The organism is Streptomyces sp. NBC_00250, assembly GCF_036192275.1.
Classification (GTDB): Bacteria; Actinomycetota; Actinomycetes; order Streptomycetales; family Streptomycetaceae; genus Streptomyces.
In genome coordinates, this window is the sequence record NZ_CP108088.1 from 9,076,104 (window position 1) to 9,094,412 (window position 18,309).

21 protein-coding genes and 3 pseudogenes are annotated in these 18,309 nt (G+C 67.6%); 8 read left to right on the forward strand and 16 right to left on the reverse strand.

Annotated elements, in window-relative coordinates; all coding sequences use genetic code 11:
• Positions 1-52: 52 nt before the first annotated feature.
• Entirely contained in the window at positions 53-934 is an 882-nt protein-coding gene (locus OG259_RS40880; protein WP_328946893.1) for an IS5 family transposase, read from the forward strand.
• A 16-nt stretch (positions 935-950) separates the two neighbouring features.
• Here OG259_RS40880 and OG259_RS40885 read toward each other — a convergent pair whose 3' ends face one another.
• The 5 genes from OG259_RS40885 to OG259_RS40905 form a co-directional block, all read right to left on the reverse strand.
• Positions 951-1,250: a hypothetical protein gene (locus tag OG259_RS40885; RefSeq protein WP_063785821.1), complete on the reverse strand. Its 300-nt coding sequence runs from the start codon at positions 1,248-1,250 to the stop codon at positions 951-953.
• A 447-nt stretch (positions 1,251-1,697) separates the two neighbouring features.
• Positions 1,698-2,267, reverse strand: coding sequence for a TIGR03086 family metal-binding protein (locus OG259_RS40890; protein ID WP_328946894.1), 570 nt, complete (start codon positions 2,265-2,267; stop codon positions 1,698-1,700).
• Positions 2,268-2,320: 53 nt separating this feature from the next.
• On the reverse strand, positions 2,321-2,683 hold the full coding sequence (locus OG259_RS40895) for a hypothetical protein (RefSeq protein ID WP_328946895.1): 363 nt from the start codon (positions 2,681-2,683) through the stop codon (positions 2,321-2,323).
• Positions 2,684-2,753: 70 nt separating this feature from the next.
• Positions 2,754-3,191: a cupin domain-containing protein gene (locus OG259_RS40900; RefSeq protein ID WP_328946896.1), complete on the reverse strand. Its 438-nt coding sequence runs from the start codon at positions 3,189-3,191 to the stop codon at positions 2,754-2,756.
• 511 nt (positions 3,192-3,702) lie between these two features.
• Positions 3,703-4,932: a hypothetical protein gene (locus tag OG259_RS40905; protein WP_328946897.1), complete on the reverse strand. Its 1,230-nt coding sequence runs from the start codon at positions 4,930-4,932 to the stop codon at positions 3,703-3,705.
• A gap of 676 nt (positions 4,933-5,608) precedes the next feature.
• Here OG259_RS40905 and OG259_RS40910 point away from each other — a divergent pair.
• Entirely contained in the window at positions 5,609-7,183 is a 1,575-nt protein-coding gene (locus OG259_RS40910; RefSeq protein ID WP_328946898.1) for a multicopper oxidase family protein, read from the forward strand.
• 10 nt (positions 7,184-7,193) lie between these two features.
• Here the strand turns inward: OG259_RS40910 and OG259_RS40915 are convergent, their stop codons facing one another.
• Positions 7,194-7,328 (reverse strand): hypothetical protein, encoded by a 135-nt coding sequence (locus tag OG259_RS40915; RefSeq protein ID WP_328946899.1) that lies wholly within the window; start codon positions 7,326-7,328, stop codon positions 7,194-7,196.
• A gap of 15 nt (positions 7,329-7,343) precedes the next feature.
• On the opposite strand from OG259_RS40915, the gene OG259_RS40920 reads away from it, so the two are divergent.
• On the forward strand, positions 7,344-7,664 hold the full coding sequence (locus OG259_RS40920) for a hypothetical protein (RefSeq protein ID WP_328946900.1): 321 nt from the start codon (positions 7,344-7,346) through the stop codon (positions 7,662-7,664).
• Between the two features lie 236 nt (positions 7,665-7,900).
• Positions 7,901-8,440 (forward strand): hypothetical protein, encoded by a 540-nt coding sequence (locus tag OG259_RS40925; RefSeq protein ID WP_328946901.1) that lies wholly within the window; start codon positions 7,901-7,903, stop codon positions 8,438-8,440.
• A 130-nt stretch (positions 8,441-8,570) separates the two neighbouring features.
• On the opposite strand, the gene OG259_RS40930 is transcribed toward OG259_RS40925, so the two are convergent.
• The 4 genes from OG259_RS40930 to OG259_RS40945 form a co-directional block, all read right to left on the reverse strand.
• On the reverse strand, positions 8,571-9,095 hold the full coding sequence (locus OG259_RS40930; RefSeq protein ID WP_328946902.1) for a GNAT family N-acetyltransferase: 525 nt from the start codon (positions 9,093-9,095) through the stop codon (positions 8,571-8,573).
• Between the two features lie 70 nt (positions 9,096-9,165).
• Positions 9,166-9,417 carry a hypothetical protein gene (locus OG259_RS40935; protein WP_328946903.1) on the reverse strand — a complete coding sequence of 84 codons (252 nt, stop codon included), beginning with the start codon at positions 9,415-9,417 and terminating at the stop codon, positions 9,166-9,168.
• Positions 9,418-9,454: 37 nt separating this feature from the next.
• Entirely contained in the window at positions 9,455-9,709 is a 255-nt protein-coding gene (locus tag OG259_RS40940; protein WP_328946904.1) for a hypothetical protein, read from the reverse strand.
• Positions 9,710-9,813: 104 nt separating this feature from the next.
• Positions 9,814-10,314 (reverse strand): alpha/beta fold hydrolase, encoded by a 501-nt coding sequence (locus OG259_RS40945; protein ID WP_328946905.1) that lies wholly within the window; start codon positions 10,312-10,314, stop codon positions 9,814-9,816.
• Between the two features lie 105 nt (positions 10,315-10,419).
• On the opposite strand from OG259_RS40945, the gene OG259_RS40950 reads away from it, so the two are divergent.
• Positions 10,420-11,034, forward strand: a complete 615-nt coding sequence (locus OG259_RS40950; RefSeq protein WP_328946906.1) for a TetR/AcrR family transcriptional regulator — start codon at positions 10,420-10,422, stop codon at positions 11,032-11,034.
• Between the two features lie 198 nt (positions 11,035-11,232).
• Here OG259_RS40950 and OG259_RS40955 read toward each other — a convergent pair.
• Positions 11,233-11,737: pseudogene (locus tag OG259_RS40955) on the reverse strand (IS701 family transposase); the annotation flags it as partial.
• Between the two features lie 48 nt (positions 11,738-11,785).
• Positions 11,786-12,325, reverse strand: a complete 540-nt coding sequence (locus tag OG259_RS40960; protein WP_328946907.1) for a hypothetical protein — start codon at positions 12,323-12,325, stop codon at positions 11,786-11,788.
• Positions 12,326-12,859: 534 nt separating this feature from the next.
• Between OG259_RS40960 and OG259_RS40965 the strand changes: the two genes are divergently transcribed.
• Together OG259_RS40965 and OG259_RS40970 are read left to right on the forward strand one after the other, a co-directional pair.
• Positions 12,860-13,435 (forward strand): hypothetical protein, encoded by a 576-nt coding sequence (locus tag OG259_RS40965; RefSeq protein ID WP_328946908.1) that lies wholly within the window; start codon positions 12,860-12,862, stop codon positions 13,433-13,435.
• Between the two features lie 253 nt (positions 13,436-13,688).
• The gene (locus tag OG259_RS40970) at positions 13,689-14,210 is read left to right on the forward strand and encodes a hypothetical protein (RefSeq protein WP_328946909.1); all 522 of its coding nucleotides are present in this window, start codon (positions 13,689-13,691) and stop codon (positions 14,208-14,210) included.
• A gap of 726 nt (positions 14,211-14,936) precedes the next feature.
• Here the strand turns inward: OG259_RS40970 and OG259_RS40975 are convergent.
• The gene (locus OG259_RS40975) at positions 14,937-15,686 is read right to left on the reverse strand and encodes a transposase family protein (RefSeq protein WP_328946910.1); all 750 of its coding nucleotides are present in this window, start codon (positions 15,684-15,686) and stop codon (positions 14,937-14,939) included.
• 329 nt (positions 15,687-16,015) lie between these two features.
• Positions 16,016-16,240: a hypothetical protein gene (locus OG259_RS40980; protein WP_328946911.1), complete on the reverse strand. Its 225-nt coding sequence runs from the start codon at positions 16,238-16,240 to the stop codon at positions 16,016-16,018.
• Positions 16,241-16,438: 198 nt separating this feature from the next.
• On the opposite strand from OG259_RS40980, the pseudogene OG259_RS40985 reads away from it, so the two are divergent.
• Positions 16,439-16,726 (forward strand): annotated as a pseudogene (locus OG259_RS40985) (IS5/IS1182 family transposase); the annotation flags it as partial.
• Positions 16,727-16,762: 36 nt separating this feature from the next.
• Here OG259_RS40985 and OG259_RS40990 read toward each other — a convergent pair.
• Positions 16,763-17,481 (reverse strand): annotated as a pseudogene (locus tag OG259_RS40990) (transposase family protein).
• Positions 17,482-17,523: 42 nt separating this feature from the next.
• Positions 17,524-17,943 (reverse strand): hypothetical protein, encoded by a 420-nt coding sequence (locus OG259_RS40995; RefSeq protein WP_328946912.1) that lies wholly within the window; start codon positions 17,941-17,943, stop codon positions 17,524-17,526.
• Between the last annotated feature and the right edge of the window lie 366 nt (positions 17,944-18,309).

Sequence of the window (18,309 nt, forward strand, 5' to 3'; positions counted from 1 at the left end):
CCTGTCCGATGGGTCAGGTGACCTGTCCATCCGGAGAATCGTTCGGACAGGTGTGGGGCGAGGTGATCTGTCGGATCAGGAGTGGGCTCGGTTAGAGCCGCATCTACCGACGAACGTAGGGCGGGGCGGGCGCTGGAAGAGTCACCGCAGGGTGATCAACGGAATTCTCTTCCGTCAGCGAACCGGGATTCCATGGCGTGATATTCCAGCACGGTTCGGGAAATGGAAGACGGTGCACGACAGGCATCGGCGATGGTCAGGGGATGGAACATGGGAGAAGATCCTGCGGGCCGTTCAGGCCGATGCCGATGCAGCCGGACGGATCGACTGGAGCATGGTCAGCGTGGACTCGACCTCCTGCCGTGCCCACCAGCACGCCGCCGGTGCCCGTGCCGAAGTGCCGCGCATCCCGGGTCGAGCTGGCCAGCCTGTTGAGCATCGTGCCGATGAGGCTTTGGGCCGCTCTCGAGGCGGGTTGACCTGCAAGATCCACCTAGCGGGAGAGGGCGGCCGCAGGCCACTCGCCTTCCTGATAACGCCAGGCCAGTGGGGCGATGCTCCACAGATGATCCCGACCCTCGAACGCATCCGTGTCCCACGCACCAGCGGCTACCGCCCACGAACACGCCCTGATCACGTCGGCGGCGACAAGGCGTACTCATCCCGCCAGAACCGCCGCTATCTGCGGCGGCGGCAGATCAAGCACACCATTCCCGAGCGCATGGACCAGCGAGCCAACCGCCAGCGCCGTGGCAGCGCCGGCGGTCGGCCCACTGGCTTTGACAAGGCGATCTATAAACGCCGCAACGAAGTAGAGCGGACGTTCAATGCGCTCAAATGCTTCCGGGCCGTAGCCACCCGTTTCGACAAGCGCGCCTATGTCTTCCATGGAACGGTGACCGTTGCATCGCTCCGGCTATGGCTCCGCTCGTAACCCGTCAGCAGCTTTGTCAGGGGACGTCCTGGCCGATCGCCCGGATCACGTCGGCAAGCCACACCAAGTGGTGACCCACGGCCTGGTCCTGGCGAGCAAGCAGATCCTCAAGATGCTGCCATGACTCCGAAAGCTGTCCGATCGTAAGGTCCTGGGGTTCGCTGGCGACGTCGTAGAGCTCGTCGACCGGGACAGACCAGAAGAGGTCTTCCTTGAGCGTCACGGTGGGCCCGGCCGACGCTTCGATGTGCCGTAGCGCCACGTCCAAAGCGCGACGGAGTTGATCGATCGGGATCTGCACGGGTTCGCTGGCCATGGGCACCATCTTTGCTCAGTCACGGCCCTGACCCATCGGACAGGCCCTAGTGGGCGCGTAGGCGTAGCTGTCAGTGAACGTCAGGGCCACGTCTGCCGCAGATGCGTGCCAGGCGCAGGCAACAGTTTTGGAAGTGTCCACGGTATCCGGCCCCGGTCAGCATTCCGCCAGGGCCGATGAGGCCGCGGAGTTCGGATCATAGGCCCAGCACCGGGCCGGGACCCGGACCGCTCTCACCAGCGCCCCGTCTTCCACCATGTCCACAGCGGAAGCCGGGGCGCGGGCAAGTGACCGTTGGACAGGCCAGAGGCGTGCGGGCTCCGGCTCGCCATCAGTGGCTGCCCAGAACGACCGAGGGCGAACCGTCCGAGGCATGCGATCCAACGGTGGCTGCCATGTGTCGGACGGGGCCTGGTGGCCGTCCGGCGAATCAGAGCGTGACGGTTCTCAGGGCGTGCGGCCGCTCGTTGCGAGGGCGCGGGTGAAGGCGGAGGCGTGGGGCTCCACCGAGGTCGGGGCGGCGAAGCCTTCGTACGTGCGGTACATCTCGGCGTAGCGCTCGACGACGCCGAGGAGGTAAACGCCGGTGTCCTCAGGCAGTGTGAAGTCCTGGCCCGTCGCACGGGCCAGGTCCCAGCCGTGCAGGGCGAGTTCGGCGACGAGCATGGCGGCGATCTCACCGGCGGGCATCGTGCTGCCGCCACCGAAGTCGACGTCGCCGTCCCACGCCTCGGGCTTCGCCCAGGCGGCGAGTGCCCGATCGAGCTGGGCCGCGTACCGCTCGGGCCAGTCGGCGTCGGCAGCGAAGTCGCGCGCGACCAGCTCGTCTGGAAGCTGGGTGCGCATGGCGCGGTGTTCGAGGCCATGCGAGGTGTAGAGGACGAGGTGGTTGGCGAGCTCTCGGACGGTCCAGCCGGTGCAGCCGGACGGTCCGGCGAGCTGCTCCGGGCTGATGCCACGGGTGACCCGGGCGGCTTCGGCGGCGCAGTTGGTGAGGTGTGCGTGGATCTCGTTCATGCAGCCCACGCTAGGGACCTGGCCCGCGTCGGTCTTGAACTTTTCCGACACATCTACGGAGGGGCCGAAGGTCCGGAGGGGGCGGCCGCCGGTGCGGCGGTTCGGAGAGAGTGGGCGTCGCGCCGGTCGAGCCACCGGGAACCAAGGCCGCAGGCGAAAGCCGTGTGGACGGCGCGGCGTACACGGTCGGCGCGGGCACAGCGGGCCGGCTGAGAACGATCGATGGCGATGGCGGCCGTGATGACGCTGAGGGCGCAGGCCATGTCGAGTACGACGAACGAGACCCCGCCGTCGCGTCCGTGCCAGGGCGACGGCGGGCCCGCGGGTGCGGCCTGAGGCCGTGAGATCGCTTCCTCACGCATGGTGATGACGGAGAGCAGGCTCTGGACGAGGCGGCCGGACCCGGCGAGGTCCACCTCGCGGACTCCCTCGAAGCGGGTGCCTTGACAGGCCGCAGCTCGCCCGACTTTTGGTTTCTGCCCCTGATCAGGCGCAGGAACAGCAGTAGCAGTAGCACATGAGCGCGCCGTAGCGCCCGACCTCGAAGGAGTACTCCGTGCCCGCCGGGACGTACATCCAGTCCCCGGCGGTGAGCTCATAGCCGTTGTAGACGATCGACCCGCTCGCGATGAACCGGATGCCGGCACCGCCGTTGTGCGCGTGCGGGGACGCCTGTGCACCCGGCTCGGCAACCGTGATGTAGAGCTGGGACTCACAGGCCATGTACACCGGAAGCTGCCACTTGCGGAACCCCGGTGGGACATTGTCGACCTCGAGAAGCTTCATCGCCTTCTCGACCCCCGCGTCCCTCGACGTGATGATGCGACCCTCGACGTCGAGTCCGCTCTCGCGGACAGCGCTCTTGATCCGCTCCACTCCCTGCTCGAACGTGAGCCTGTTGGGATCGAAGGTCTGCTGTGCCATGGACTTCTCCTTCTGTACGACGGTCACGGACCAGCCCGTGCGGCCGGTCGAAGGAGTGAGTTCCCCGTCTACTCAGGGGCCCACGACAGCAAGGGAGGTTTCACTGCGACAGCCGCATCGGGGTAACCGTGTGGCGCAGGCGAGTTCCTCCATCTACGACAAGGCCCCCTCGGCACCGTTCCCGGTCCGCAGTCCCCATCCCGATTCTCCCCAGAGGCCGGGTCAGAACTTCAGTCCCGAGCGGATGTGGACGGAGGCTTCCTTCGCCGCTCTGTGCGGAGCCGCACCGGTTTCCGCCCCCAGCGGCAGAACCAAGCGGCGCCGCTTCTCACGCGGCGCCGCCTCTCGTGCGGCGGGCACCGGGGCGCGTACGGCGCCCTCGACCTCATCGCTCTGGTCCGCATGGCCGGCGACTCCCGCGCCCGCGAGTGCGTCGTGCGTGGGACTGCCGCCGGCCGGACGAAGAAGGGGATCAATGCGACCTGCTGCAACACGCTTCAAGGGCGGCCCGTTACTGGGCGGGCGGGGCGAGCCGCTGCATCGTGCCGACGGGCTCCATGTGCTCGGAGAGTTCGTCCAGAGCCTTCAGCCACAGCTGGGGGAGGTCGGCGGCCGCAGTATGGGACTGGTCGTGGACGATCGTGATGCGGGCGGTGGTCATGGTTCGGGTGAGGGAGAAGTAGCCGAGCATGCCGGGGCTGTTCAGGCCGAAGATGCTGGCGGCGAGCGGGGGAGCGCCCAGGACGCGGTAGGTGCCGTTGATGTGGATGTGGCTGGTGGCCAGGCGGAAACCGGGGCGCTGCATCGAGCGGTGGAGGAGTCGGGGAGGTACGCGCAGGAGGGTCTTCCAGCCGCCCTCCCGCAGCCCGGAACCCTTGTGTGCGAGGGTCTGCCCGGCCACGGCCTCTAGACGGGCTCCCGGGCCGGTCGCGGTGCACGGCAACCGCAGCATCGCCGGCAGAGCGGCGTTCCCTGGCGTGAGTTTTGCCTCCTGCGTACGGACCGACATAGGCATCACCACCCGCAGGTCCTGCGCTCGGCCCGCCTGCTGCAGCTGCAAGGCCGCGAGCGCGCCGGTCACCGCGGTGAGGTACACATCGTTGGCGCCCACTCCCCACTGCGAAGCCACCGCCCGCAGGCGGCCGTCCGGGACGTCCGCGTACGCCATGGTCGCCAGCCCGCTCCCCGCCGTGTCGCACCCGGCGGGAACCGTCTCGTGCTCGGGGAACCTTCCGAACGGCGAGGTACGCAGCCACGCCCGCGAGGTACGTCGCGGCACGGGCGGCCGATGGGGGTACGGCCCTACGACGGGTGCGTCCGCCAGAAGCGCGGCCACCAGGTGGGCCGCACCGACGCCGTCCGTGACGGCGTGGTCGATGCGGAAGCACACCCGCTGCACCTGATCGACCCGACACGTCAGCATCCGCAGGTCCCAGCCGGCGGCCGGACGGGTGGGCAGAGCCTCGCGCAGCAGCGCGTCGGTCGCCTCGCCGAGCCGGCCGTCCACGTGCTCCGCGCGCACATGCAGCCCGGCCTCGGGCGGCGCGGTCCGTGTCCAGGAGCGAGCTCCTCCGACCGCCGCGACATTGAGGGCTTCCAGCCCGGGCGCCCGCTCGGCCACGCGTGCGCGCAGGTCGTCGAGCGCGAACGCCCCCGCGGGAAAGTCCAGGACGTGGACCACCGTCACTCGCGCGGGGCTGCGGTCCGGGAACAATGCGAACGCGCGGTCCAGGACGTTCATCCTCCCCGTACGGGTCACCGTCCCGGCACAGGACCTGTTCTCACTCTTCGAAACCATCCGGACCCGCATGAGGCACCTCGTATTCGATCGGCCGAAGCCCGCGTATGCGAACGAGGCGCGCACTCGAAGGGACACGGCATCTGGACCGCCCCAACAGTCGTCCGCCGTCCTGGCCGATCCTCGAAGGTCCCGGCGTCTCGCGTCGAGGCGATTGTCTTCACCTCGGGGATAGGGGATACCTGTGTGGCCCCGGACCTGCCGGGCGGATGCGCGTGAGGAGGCCGGCCCGCCCCTGCCCCCACCCCGCACGTTCGAGCGGGGCGAGGTACGGGTGTACGCGGAGGTCCAGTTGAGGGTCATGAACGACCACTTCTGGGGTGACACGGTCTCCGAGTCGTACTCGCCTCGGGGTGATCTTGCTGTCCTGCTGATTTCCCACGTCTTACGAGCCAGGCCTGCGCCCGAGGGCATGGCGCACAGAAGTTGTGCCAGAGATGAAAATGGCAGCAGTTGTTCGGCAGTGTCGGCAGAGCCCAAGCCGAGGTCTGAACTGAACGTCTGGGGTTGCTCGTCTGCGCCGGCCCGCAGTACCCACGGTGCGTTACCCGCATCCTGCGATCCAGATGATCTAGATTGCCCGGCTATGGGAGAAAGTGACAGAATCGCCCGTCGGTCGATGCTGAAGGCCATCCCCGTCGCAGGTCTGGCGGCGGTGGCCAGCGGGTCGCTGGGCTGGCGACGCGAGGCTGCGGCGTCGACCTTCTTCCCGCAGCCTGCTGTGTCGACCTCGCAGCCGGCACCCGATTCGCCATCGCCGGTGCTGGAGCAGACGCTCGACGTCCGGTTCACAGAGGTCTCGGTGCCGGGATACGGCCGGATCACCACGCGCACCTACAACGGGACGATCCCGGGCCCGACCGTGCGCGTGCGCGGCGGGCAGACTCTGCGTCTTACGCACATCAACGGTCTTCCGCCCAACCCGCCCCACACCGGCGGCCACAACACACCGCACCACCCCAACAGCTTCAATCTGCACACCCACGGGATGCATGTCTCCCCGTCAGGGCTCGCCGACAACGTCCTGCGAGAGTTCGCGCCACGCACCCCGGACGAGGCCGCCGCCGGCGCCCCGGAGCCGCGGTACGTGACGACCGTCCACGTGCCGGCCGACCACCCCGCCGGGACCTACTGGTACCACCCGCATCTGCACGGTGCCATTGCCGAGCAGATCGTCGGGGGCATGGCCGGAGTGATCATCGTCGAGGGTGACGTCGACGAGGTCCCCGAGATCAGGGCGGCCGCCGACCTTGTTGTGTGCATCAACGAACTCAAGGTCAAAGGCGGCAAGATCCCCGCTTTTACCTCGGGCGCCTGGGTGGCCGGCGTCCCTTCGACCTTCACCGTCAACGGCACGGTCAACCCCACCCTCCGGCTGCGTCCCGGTGAGGTGCAGCGTTGGAGGCTGGTTGCCGCGACCGCGTTCACCGCCCTGCGACTCCGGATCGCCGGAGACCGCGAAGGCCTGCAGATGCACCAGATCGCGCAGGACGGCGTCACCTTCGCCAGGCCCGTCGCCCAGAACCTGCTGGACCTGTCCATGGGCAACCGCGCCGATGTCCTGGTCCGGGGCGCCGCCCCCGGCCGGTACGAGCTGCGGGCCGAAGGGGTGCCCGGGCCGCTCATGACGATCGAGGTCGCGGGAGAGCCCTGCCAGCCGCCGATGGAACTGCCTGCCTCGCTTCCGCCGGGCAAGCCGTTCCTCGACGAGAGGGACATCGCCAACCCCCACGCGGACCGGGAGGTGATCTTCCACGCCGACGCGCGCGTCTTCGCCGGGGCGTTCCCGAATGCCTTCCGCATCCTGGGCACCGGCGCCACCCCAGCGGCCGACCCCGACGGTGATCTCACCCGCGACCCCGCCTACGGCCTGTTCGACCCCGACCACACCAACCACACCCTGCGCCTCGGCACCATCGAGCGCTGGAGCATCCGTACTGACGAAACCGTGCCGGCGCACAGCCATCCCTTCCACCTGCACACCAACCAGGTCCTCCTCACCCACCGCAACGGCCAACGGCTCGATCCGCCGATCTGGCACGACACCATCGGGCTGACCGGCGGCAAACCCGGAGACTCAGCCACCTTCCTGGTCAAGTACGAGGACTTCACCGGCCGCACCATCGCCCACTGCCACCAGCTCCACCACGAAGACCTCGGCATGATGCAAGTCGTCGACTATGTAGACCGTTAGAGCAACACGCTCACACCAGCGTCGCCAATTGGGTGAACCTCGGGTGATCCCCCGCGATCCCGTCCCGCTGTTTCTGGCTGCTGCGCTGGGCGAACGTCTCGGACGAAGGGACACCGTCGAGGAACTCGGCAGGTTCGAACGTCACGGCGTCGGGGGTGACATGGGGTTGGATTTCCCCCGCGACCCCTCCGGCGCCATCCGTGTCGCCGCCGTCTACTGGAGAACCGTGGACCGCCGAGAGTTCCTCCGCAACGGCTTCGCCGTGTCCGCCTTCACCACGCCCGTCACCCGGTGGCTCACCCAGCCCGCCGACGCCGCGACGATCCACGACGGCGGCCGACGCGTCGGCCGCGGCGATCTCGACGAGCTGTGGCAGGCCGCCGACGAGGCCCGGCTGTGGGACTCGAAGTTCGGCGGAGGGAACTGGAAGACCAGCTCCGTCACCGAGTGCCTCCGCCTCCGCGCCGCCCCGCTGCTGTAAGGCACCTCCACGGAAGCCGTCGGCAAGGAGCTGTTCTCCGCCACGGCGGAGCTGTCCCGAGTCGCGGGCTGGTCCGCCTTCGACACCGGCCAGCACGAGGCCGCCCAACGGCACTTCGTCCAGGCACTACGACTGGCCCGGGCAGCCGGGGATGTCCAGGCGGGCTGCTGTGTACTGACCACGATGTCGTTGCAGACCACGCTGCGCGGGTACCCGCAGCAGAGCAGGCCGCAGACATGGCGGAAGGCACCTACGAGCGCGCCAAGACCGTGGCCGCACCCCGGGTTCTGGCCTTCGCCAAGCTCGCCGAGGCGCGGGCACACGGCCGGACGGGCGACGCCAAAGCCGCCGGCGCCGCGCTCGCACTCTCCGAGAACCTGCTCGGGGTCCGCCCCGACGCGGACCCCGAGTGGCTGGCGTACTTCACGCACGCGCGCCAGTCGGCGGACGCCACCGAGATCCACCGCGACCTCGGGCAGCCACACGCTGCTTTCGCTTTCGCCTGGAACGCCCAGGCCGACGCCGTGCGGTCCGACCGGTTCACCCGCACCGTCGGCATCCGGCTCGCCGCGCTTGCCGGGAGTCACCTTCAGGACCAAGACCAGGACCAGGACCTCGACCGAGCCTTGCCGTCGGCACGACCTCTGCCTGCGCCCGGAGAAACCGCGGTGACCGACGGAGGATCGCGGCCCGCGTTACGTTCCGCAGGGTGCGCGCGGCGGCTTCTTCGATCCGCTGGCCCGGGCTCCTACTTAGGGACGCCACGAGTGCGGTGACGAACGGCGCGAGCGTGATCGCGACCAGCACATCGGGCGGTGGGAGAGGGCCACCGGGTCTACCTCCGGGCTCGCTGTCCCCTGGTGGGTCCGGCAGTGATCGCGTTCCCCCCGGGGACGACGACTCGTCCTATGCGTCGGGGAGGCCGCGGAGCATCACGGCGTACAGCGGGGAGTCGGCGAAGGGCTGGCGTTCGCCGATCTTGCGGTATCCCCAGGTCTCGTAGAGGGCCTGGACGCGGGGATGGGAGACGTCGACGAGGAGGGCGGCCAGCGGCTCGGGCCGCCGACAGACGAGCTCGGCGTGCAGTTGTTCCGACAGGCCGGTGGCGGGCCACTTGGGGCGGACCATCAGTTCCGACAGGTTGAAGGTCTCGTCGGAGGCGGCGGGGGAGAGGTAGTCGCGCCACCACTCCCGTTCGTGGACGGCCGGGGCGCCGTAGGCGTAGCCGGCGGGCTCGTCGCCGTCGTAGGCGATGACGCAGTCGAATCCGGGCAGGCCGCTCCAGTGGTCTACGAACCAGGCGAACCGCTCCGGGTCGTGGAACTCGTCGGTCTCGGTGGCGAAGGCATCGGTGTGGACGTCGATGAGTATCTGCCGGATCTCGGCCGCCTCGGTGTGTCCGTAGCGGCGGAGGGCGTAGGCGGGGGTCATGGGCGGCTCCATTCGGTGCGGTAGCGGTCGGCCCAGTCCAGTGCGGTGGCCGAGCCGGGGGCGAGGGTGATCAGGTCGCGGTGGTGAGGGCCCGGTTGCGGCGGATGGAGTCCGGCAGCACGGCCAGGGCCTGGAAGGAGGCCGCCTCGGCGGAGGCGGGGTCGCCGAGCCGGTCACGGACGATCGCGGTTCGCGGCGCCTGCCGTGCCCCCGGCAGCTTCGACTGAGCCTGGTGGGAAGGCCCGCCCTCGCCGTGAACCGGGCGTAGAAGTCCATCACTTGTCAGGGTGATCATGTGCCGCCCGGAGGCGTCCACCCGCACGGGCGGGTCATCCTGAGCAGGGAACGATGGAGATGAATCAGGAGAATCGTTCGGTGATCGCTTCCACGATCCGATCTGGTGCGTCTTCCTGGATGAAGTGCTTCGCTTGACGGAGTTCAACGATGTCCAGGTCGGTGAATGAGGAGCGAATCCGCGGGATGCACGACTTCGGCCGGAACACCATGTCCCGCATGCCCCATATCGCCAGAGTCGGCTTGTCGCCGAGGCGGGCAGGCACCTCTTGGGCGAGTTCCTTCAGCAGTGGGCCTGCGGCGCGGATCTCCCCGGGCATGACCGTGAGTCCACATCGGGCTGCCTCCGTGGGTTGCACCATTCGGTAGTGGTCAGCCTCGACTGGGGTCAGAGTGGGGCCGGTTCTGCCGAGCAGGAACTGTTCTACGAGAAGGTTTTGTTCGAGGATGCGCCGTTGCATGGGGCGGCTGCCCATGATGACGCTGAACGCCCGATTCGCCAGCGGTTCGATCGGCCAGAATGCGGTGTTGCCCAGCACGATTCCCCTGACGCGCTCTGCGCGCGTGATCGCAGCACCGAGCCCTTGGGGCCACCCCAGTCTTGTCCCATCAGGACGAAGTCGTCGAGCTGCAGATGGTCGATCAGCTCACCCATGACCGTCGTGTGCTCCGAGACCGTGTAGCCGAAGCCGGCCGGGCGCTCGGACAAGCCGAAGCCCAGGTGGTCGACGGCTATACAGCGATACCGGTCACGAAGACCCTTCACGATGTGGCGGTAGAGGAAGCTCCAGGTGGGCGAGCCATGGCAGAACACAATCGGCGGCCCCGTCCCCTCGTCGACGTAGTGGACCCGCCCGGCCGAGGAATCGAACCATCGTGAGTCGAAGGGGTACAGGCTCGGGTCGGGAACGAAGTCGATCATCATCGCGCTCTCCTCCTGATCCGTACTGCGTCCTGTCGGACTGACCCACCCAGTCACTACAGGTGTAGAGCTTCTACGGTCCGGACTCTACACCTGTAGCATCGAGTCGTGTCTTCGAAAGCGCCAAGTGGCAGTGAGAGGCGGGAGGCGATCGCCAACAGCGGGATTCGCATCATCGCCCGCGACGGTGTTCGCGCCCTGACGCATCGCGCTGTCGACCGTGAGGCGGGGATACCGCAGGGATCGACCTCCTACCACGCGAAAACGCGGCTTGCGCTCGTGGACCTCATCGTCGACGCGCTCGCCGCCCGTTCGAAGGCGGACGCCGAAGAGCTTGCCGCCTCCCTGAGTACGATGTCCGAGCGCGAACACCGGCTCGATGTCGAAGAGCTTGCCGCGCTGATCGCAGGGCTCGTCGAGACCCTTGCGTCCCGCCGCGACGACATGAGGGCCCGGTACGCCCTCATCCTCGAACTCGATGACGCGCCGCACCTTCGGGCGAAGCTGACGGCGGAGTCCGAGGTCCACGCCATCACCCGACAGGTGACGGCGTCGGCCCTCGCCAGGACGGGACTCCCCGACTCGGACGCGCGTGTCGAGGAACTGATCGCCCTCACGGACTCGCTGGTGTTCTACCGGACCGCCATCAACGAGACCGCCTCGCTGCAGACGATCCTGGCCGCCTACCTACACGGCACAACCTTGACCCAACCTGATCTCTGATACTCCAGCAGCGCTTCTTCATTTTCGCTGGTCAGAGGCCTGAGTGTGGGGAGTGTAGTGCTGTGGAACCGGGTGTGGGACGGTCTTTCGCGGGCCGTCCCACCAACGGGTGGCCGCGCCGCATTTAATGACAGTCGCGTGCGTGCGCCTGGTGGCGGCGTCGCCACCGTGACCACCTCGTGGCATGGCTGCGGTCCGGAGGGTGGTGGCGGGGGCCAACTGCCAGCAGACGGCGGATCTCTGCCGGTGTGAGGTCCACGAGGCCGGGTGTGTCCCGGTCGGCACCCCCTTTTTCGCGTTCCTGGCCAGCCATCACAGCCAGGAACGCGTGGGCGAGCATGGCGAGCGTGATGTGCCGGTACCAGCCCACGTAGCGGCGGACCTCGTACTGATCCAGGCCGCACTCGTTCTTCGCGCTCTGGAAGCACTCCTCGATCTTCCAGCGGCGGCCCGCGACGCGGACAAGGTCGGCGAGGGTGGCTTCCAGGGGCGGGCAGGCGAGGTAGTAGGCGATCTCATCGGGTCTGGTGATGCTGCGGCGGGCCAACATCCAGCGCTGTCGGGTGGGTTCGTCGCCGTCGAACTCCCCGACGGCCGGCAGGCGGGCGGCGGCCCAGTCGTAGAAGCGCTCGCCCTCTGCTCCACATCCGGCGGACAGGCGTTGGCAGGCCTCTGGCGGGGCCTGGCCGACGAGATGGTCGATCGTCTACGAGGTTCCCATCGGTCGCTGATCGGCGGCACTACCTGGCTGTCACACGTCGCAGTGTTGGGCCGGCTCGCGCTTTACGTTAGGGACCGCGAGCTCTGGGCTCGCGGAATCAACGACCCTGTCCTTCGTGGGATCGTCCGGCCCGGGCTGCAGACTTTCATCGGACCGGGTCCAGTTTCTGCCGTCGGCGTCCGTGAAACGGATCTCCTGGGGAGTGATGTCCTCTGGTACCTGGTGGCTCTGACTGAGATCGCCGTAGAAGGAGCTCGGGGGGAACGTCAGGCGGGTGCAGGGCGTCAGGGTGCCGAAACCGAGTGAGACGCTTTCGTAGTTCGCGATCCAGTCGCCCTGCTTCGGTGCGCGGAACACCAGGTAGAGGCCGGTCACCGGGTCGAGCGAGCGGTTCACCACCACGGTGCCGTATCCGCCGTCTGGCGTATCCGTGAAGGTGTACCAGAAGGTCACCCGCCCTGCCTGGTGGCGCCGGTTCTGCTCCAGCTGCTGCCGCGTCGCGCTCACGCTGAACCAGGCCACTGAGCCCGAGAACAGCAGTCCCAACGCCGCCGCGATCGCCGAAACCACCGCGCCCCAGGACGCCAGGCGCAGTGACCGGTCGGGCGCCGGCTGTCGGCCGGGGTCCGTTGGTGCTGCGGTTCTCCGGGGCCTCACCCGGGGGCGGAGCCGTAGGCCGTAGCGGCGGTGAGGCATGCCCCCATCATCTTCGGGGCTAACAGTTCCCGCCTGCTGAGGCTGCCCAGAGGGGTTCTTCCGGAAGGGCGGCTGGTTCATACGCCTAAGCGTCGGCAACGCCCCTCTTCCTGGCTGGGGGAGTACAGCAGTCGCGTACCGCAACCCCAGCAACCACGCCCGTCCGACAGCGCCCCTCCGGGGCCTCAGAGCGGCCGGTATGGCCGTCGTTGACCGATCTGGCTAGACCTACGGATCAGCTGTCGTCGCCGGTACTCAGTTCCGCCTTTCGCCAGCGAGCGTAGACCCCCAGGCTGACGCAGCAGCGCCGATCTCCGCCCCTGGGTGATTCTCTGTGACCGTCGCGAGATGCAGGGCATGGCGGCGTGGCACCGCCATGCTCGGAGCGTCCAGAGAGGGTGGTACCAGATGAGCAGCACGGTGGTTCCGCTGGCGATCGCGTTCCTGGGAATCGTCGGCACGCTGGTATCAGGACTCATGACGCAGCGGCTCGCGGAGAAGGCCAAATCCAAGGAGTTGGATCGTGCCGAGCGACAGCGCACCGAGGAGCGGCAGTACGAGACGAAGCGCGCGATGGAGGATGCCCTTCGGGCCTGCTGCATCGCGCTGAACACCGCTTCCCTGGGCTACCACTCCGAGCTGAACAACTTCTGGTACGCACTCAGGGCCAGCCGCGTCACGGATGACCTGAGGTCTCGTCTGGACGACGCACGGCGCGAACACCGTGCGCAGTATTCCGAGGCGCAGATGCGGGTCCCCGACAACGTGCTCGCCACCGCTGATGACGTCCACCGCAGGCTCAGCCGGATGTATGGGGTCCTCAAGCGTCTCGACGGCGGCATCGCGCCACGCCACGCCGGGGGGGGAGTCCCTGGAGCAGGCGCACACTCAGATCGTGGAGCTTTGGGACCAGCTCAGCGAGATGCGCCGCATGATGCGGCAGAGTCAGGGCGTGCCCGCGGACACGCCCTAGCCCTTCGCTAGAGAGCCTTCTGACTGAGCCGTGCCCCTCGTGTGCCCGGTCGCGTGGGGAAGCACGAGGAGCGATGGGCGATCACGGTGTACCCACATGCCCACGGCCCCTGACCGAGTTGGCTGGTCCGGGGCTGACACCCATTTTTGCTGGTCAACGCCCGGATGATGTGTACAAGATCGGTGATTCCCAAGCTCAAAGCGTCACCCGCAGGTAGGGTTCTCGCTTTCGGTAAGCTCTAGTGAAGTCAATACAGTGCCTCTCATGGACTGGACTGCACCTCTGAGTGCCATCGCCGGTGCGATTGCCGGCATCGTCGCAACGTTCGTCGTGGACCGAGACCGCTGGAAACGCGCCCGACAGGCTGAGGCGCAGACCGTTCTGCGCGAGACTTTCGTGACCTACCTCGCCCACTTGGCCCGCGCGACCGATGGCATGCGTTTTGCCGCCGAGGGAACCTACGAAATGCCGGAAGAACGCAGGCGTGCAGTCCGCGCGGCATTCTCCGAATCTGGTTTGTTCGAGCAGCGTTTCGGCCTGACGATGCTCGCTCCGCCGCGTGTAGTTGAGTTGGGCGTCGATGCATTCCGCACCGTCCGTGCGCAACGTGACCTTCTCTCAGACGGTGCGCAAGTCACTGACGGGGCCTTCCAGTCCGCACAGCACACGTACTACAAGGCCGCCCAGGCCGCAGCAGCAGCCATGCGTCAGGAGCTTGGCATTCCCGAGCTCCCGTTCGTCCCACTTGCATCCAGCCGCGATGAACACAGTCAGACACGGGACTGAACGCCAGAGTCGGCGTGGCCCTCAAGGTCTGCCGGGCGACTCAGTTCCGTCACATTCAGCACCGTTCACAGCCGTTCAAGTGAGGCCCCAGTGTCGTCCTCACTCCGGCGGCGATCCGCCCATGAACCCAGGGGCCCGTGCGCGGGTGCCGACCGGTGGGGTGTGGTGGTGAGGGACTCCATCCCGTCTGACGTCGACCCAGGCAGAGCCGAGCAGACGCGGCACCGGGCGTCCAGGTCGTTCGTCCAGTTGGGCGCTCCACCTCGACGCCCGGCACTGCGCCTGCTCCACGGTGTGTGGGTCGACGGCAGACGGGATGGGAGCGGGGGGCCTGTGGATCGGGACCTTGCCGGGGCATGAAGGCCTCCAAGTAGATGTTCGCGAATCTCGACGATCGCAGGCTCGGCGCTCGTCAGGAATCAATGCGCCCGAAAGTCACAACAAGGGGAGTTTACATACCCAGATAACCGCCACTGGCACGGAAAAGCGCAACAATCGGACTGTTTGCACCACTTCCGTCAAGCGATTGAGCCGCCATTGAACATTTGGATGTAATGGAGGGATCAGGTAGCCGAGCTGAAGGGCGGACCAGTGCACGGCATGGCTACGCGTAACATCCGCGGACGGTCGCGATGCAGAGGCGAACGCTGGATGGAGCCGCGTAGAGGGGTGGGGCATCAACCCCTCCAACTACGTTGCGACAGCACCGGAGATTACGGAGCCTTTTCAGCGTTGACGCTCCAGGGTGAGGATGGCTGCGGCGATGGCGGTCATGCGGTTGGGGCTGCAGCGGGCCCGGCGGAAGATTCGCCAGGACTTCAGCCTCGCGATGCTCCGTTCGACCGGTGCCCGTGCCGCTGACAGCGTCCGGTTGATCGTCTGCTGAGTCGCGGTGAGGCTCCGGCCGGGGAGCCGCCTGATCGGTGTGGTCACCCAGGGGCCCGCGCCAATGTAGGCGCGGTCGGCGAGGACGGGAACGCCCTGGCGTTCGCAGATCCGGATGATGCGGTGGGTGCGGGCCGCGGTCAGGTCATGGGTGCGGCCGGGCAGCGCGGGCGAGATCCACAACAGCTTGCCCGCAGGGTCGGCGACGACCTGCACGTTCACGCCGTGACGGCGGTGCTTCTGGGAGAAGTCGGCCCGGCTGTCGCCGACGCGGTCGCATTCGGCGAGGGTCCCGTCGAGCAGGACGTGATCAGGATCGGCCTCCCTGAGGACGCGCAGCAGGCCGGGCGCCCTGTGGGACAGGTGCTCGACGACGGCTTTGACGTAGGCGTGGGCGGTGCCGACGGATATGTCGAAGCCGGCGGCGGTCTGCGCGAGTGTGTCGTGGCGGCGAAGGTAGATCAGGCCGACGAGGGCACGCTGGTGGGGCGGGAGCTTGCAGCGGCGGTCAACCTCACGGGTGACGATGAGCATGGATGCCCACTCGACCAGGGCGTGCGGCAGGTCGAGTGCGGCAGGATAGGGAACCAACGAGGCTCCTGCGCTGGTGAGTTGAGACGTCGAACCTCTCTCTCAACGGCACAGGAGCCTCGTGCGTTGCGGAACCTCCGCCCGTCACCCGATCAGTGGCCGCTCTGAAAAGCTCACTGTGTCGCGCTCGCCTGCAGCAGGTGGTTCATGGTCCGGGACTCTCTAGGCCACGTCGAACGAGGGGAAGGGTCCGCCAGCAAGCTGGCGGACCCTTCATGCAAGAGCGAGTCGGCAATCCCGGGGGATGATTCCTTGGAACCCCGACTATGCCATTCGCCTTTCGAGCCCAGCGGATGTTGGCCCACCTAGCCCGAGGCGGTGAGGTGTCCTCAGCCGTCGAGCAGATCGACGGTGAGGAATCCAGTTACGACCACAACGACGAGCAGCCGCAGTGCGATGAGCCCGTCGCCGGTCAGCCGGACGTTGGACTTCCGGGAGATTCTGAGAAGCCGGGTGAGGCCGATGGAGGCGAGGGCGCCAACCGCGAGCCAGGCCAGCTGCGCCTGGCCGCGCGGCTGTCCCGCGGCGCTGGGGTCGAGGTCGTACGACTCCATGTACATCGCTAGGGACAGCAGTAGCCAGCACAACGACAACATTGCCGTGACGGCGGACTCCGCAATGGCGAACACGAGTCGGCCAGTGCTGCGGCCAGCCTCCACCCCGGGGAGGCGAATGCGTGCGCTAATCATTGAGACGAATGCTCCCCACTTGGCGTTTGACCTGAGCTTATGCTGCGTTACGAGCTGCCGCGGCGCACCTACCGCATCATCCGGATCTGTGAACGCCAGGGCGTCCCGATCCTCGCCGGCCGCGCCTCCCAGGGCGCCGGCCCCTGGGTCACCACCGGCCTCAAACTGCCACTGGGGTGAACTCACCCTGACCCAGCGCACCGCCAACCGGGCCCTGGCCGCGGCACGAGCACTGGTCGAACCCGGCATGGCACAGCTGAAGTCATTCAGATCTTCCGCAGATCCCGCATCCGCCCCAACCGCATGATCGTCATCACCAAGGTCGTCCTCACTCTGGAGAGGCAACGCTGAAAAGGCCTAGTGGGACCGTGATCGGCTGCTGCTCGCCTATCGGCCGAGGGCAAGGTTGTGCAGCCGGACGATTCCACTGATCGCGTGATGGGCGCCGTCGCCCTTCAAGCGGCAGTCGCGGAGGATCTTCCAGGTCTTAATGCGGGCGAAGGCGTGCTCGACACGGGCGCGGACCTGGCGGTGGGAGGTGTTGTGCTCTTCCTTCCAGGCCGGAAGTTCTCGTTGTCCGCGCTCGTGGCGGTGCGGCCGACACCGTCCTTGGCTCCGGACAGTTCCCATGCCTTGCAGTCGTTGCGGTTGCCGGGCAACGGCCGTCCGACCACGACGATGCGTCGGGTATCGGCGTCGATGACGACCTGGTGGTTGGTGGAGTAGCGGTAGTTCTTCGACCGCTCGGCCACGGTGTGGTCGCGGGTGGGGACCAGGGTTCCGTCCACGATGAGCACGGTGTCCTTACGGAACCGCCTACGGGGCTGGAGCGCGAGCAGGGGACCGAGGTGGCTGACGATGCGGTCGGCCGCGGACTTTGAGACGCCGAACAGCGGTGCGAGCTGCCGCAGCGTCAAGTTGGTGCGCCAGTACGTCGTGACCAGCAGCACCCGGTCCTCCAGCGGCAGGCTCCACGGCCGGCCCCTGCGGACCGCGTCAGCTCCTTCATGCCGCAGCTGTGTCACCAACGTGCCGAAACAACGGGGGCTCAACCCGGCGAACGGGACTATCCAGGACGGCTGCGACGCCGTGATCACACCAACCACGGCGGGAGCCTCACACGGTTCCCGCCGTGGCTGGTGTTCTGATCACTTGCTGGACAGGTGGAGATCTCCGGACCAGGTCTCACACCGGACACGGCCAGAGCCGAAGGAGATCTCCAGTGCGAGCCGCCCGCTGTCCGGGGCACCCTCTTCGCTGACTGCCAGTACCGTCTCGCCGAGGTGATCCACGAACGGTGTCTCGCCGTTGATCGGCGCTACCTCGACGCGACCTGACTCCGCCATGTCGTATCCCACGAAGGGGGCCGACGTCTTCACGATCAGGCACCAGTCCGAACCGCTCGTGATGTGCGTGGCGAACGCATCACTGTTGATCAGCCACACGCCCAGCGGGCCGGACGGAGCCTCCGAGTCGTACAGATGCCACGAAGCCACCACTTGCTCAAGCCTCCGCCCGACCAGGTAATCAGGACGGACACCGGCCCCGTGCAACGGGCACTCGCTCACCCTCCTCGACTCGTCCCAACGACCGTACCGTCAGGCAGAGCCCCAGCTCACGCCCTTATACGGGACAAGCCTTAGGCATGCGGAGCGCAGGGAGGGCAGGGGACATGCCGAACGAACGCCTACGAGTCGCCATGACAGCCGGCGGTTGGACACATGCAACTCTCGCTGATATCACGGGCGTTGACCAGAAGAGCGTTGAACGATGGGTGAACCAGGACTTCCGGCACACGCCCCGCAGGACGGCTGGCACTCCGTCCGGCGCGCGGCGGGTCCCTCAGGCGGACGATGGGACCCGAGCCCGCCCGGGAAGCCGTCGCACGTTGCGCTGGGCAGGCGCCTGGCTGGACCGTTTCTCCGCGACACGTC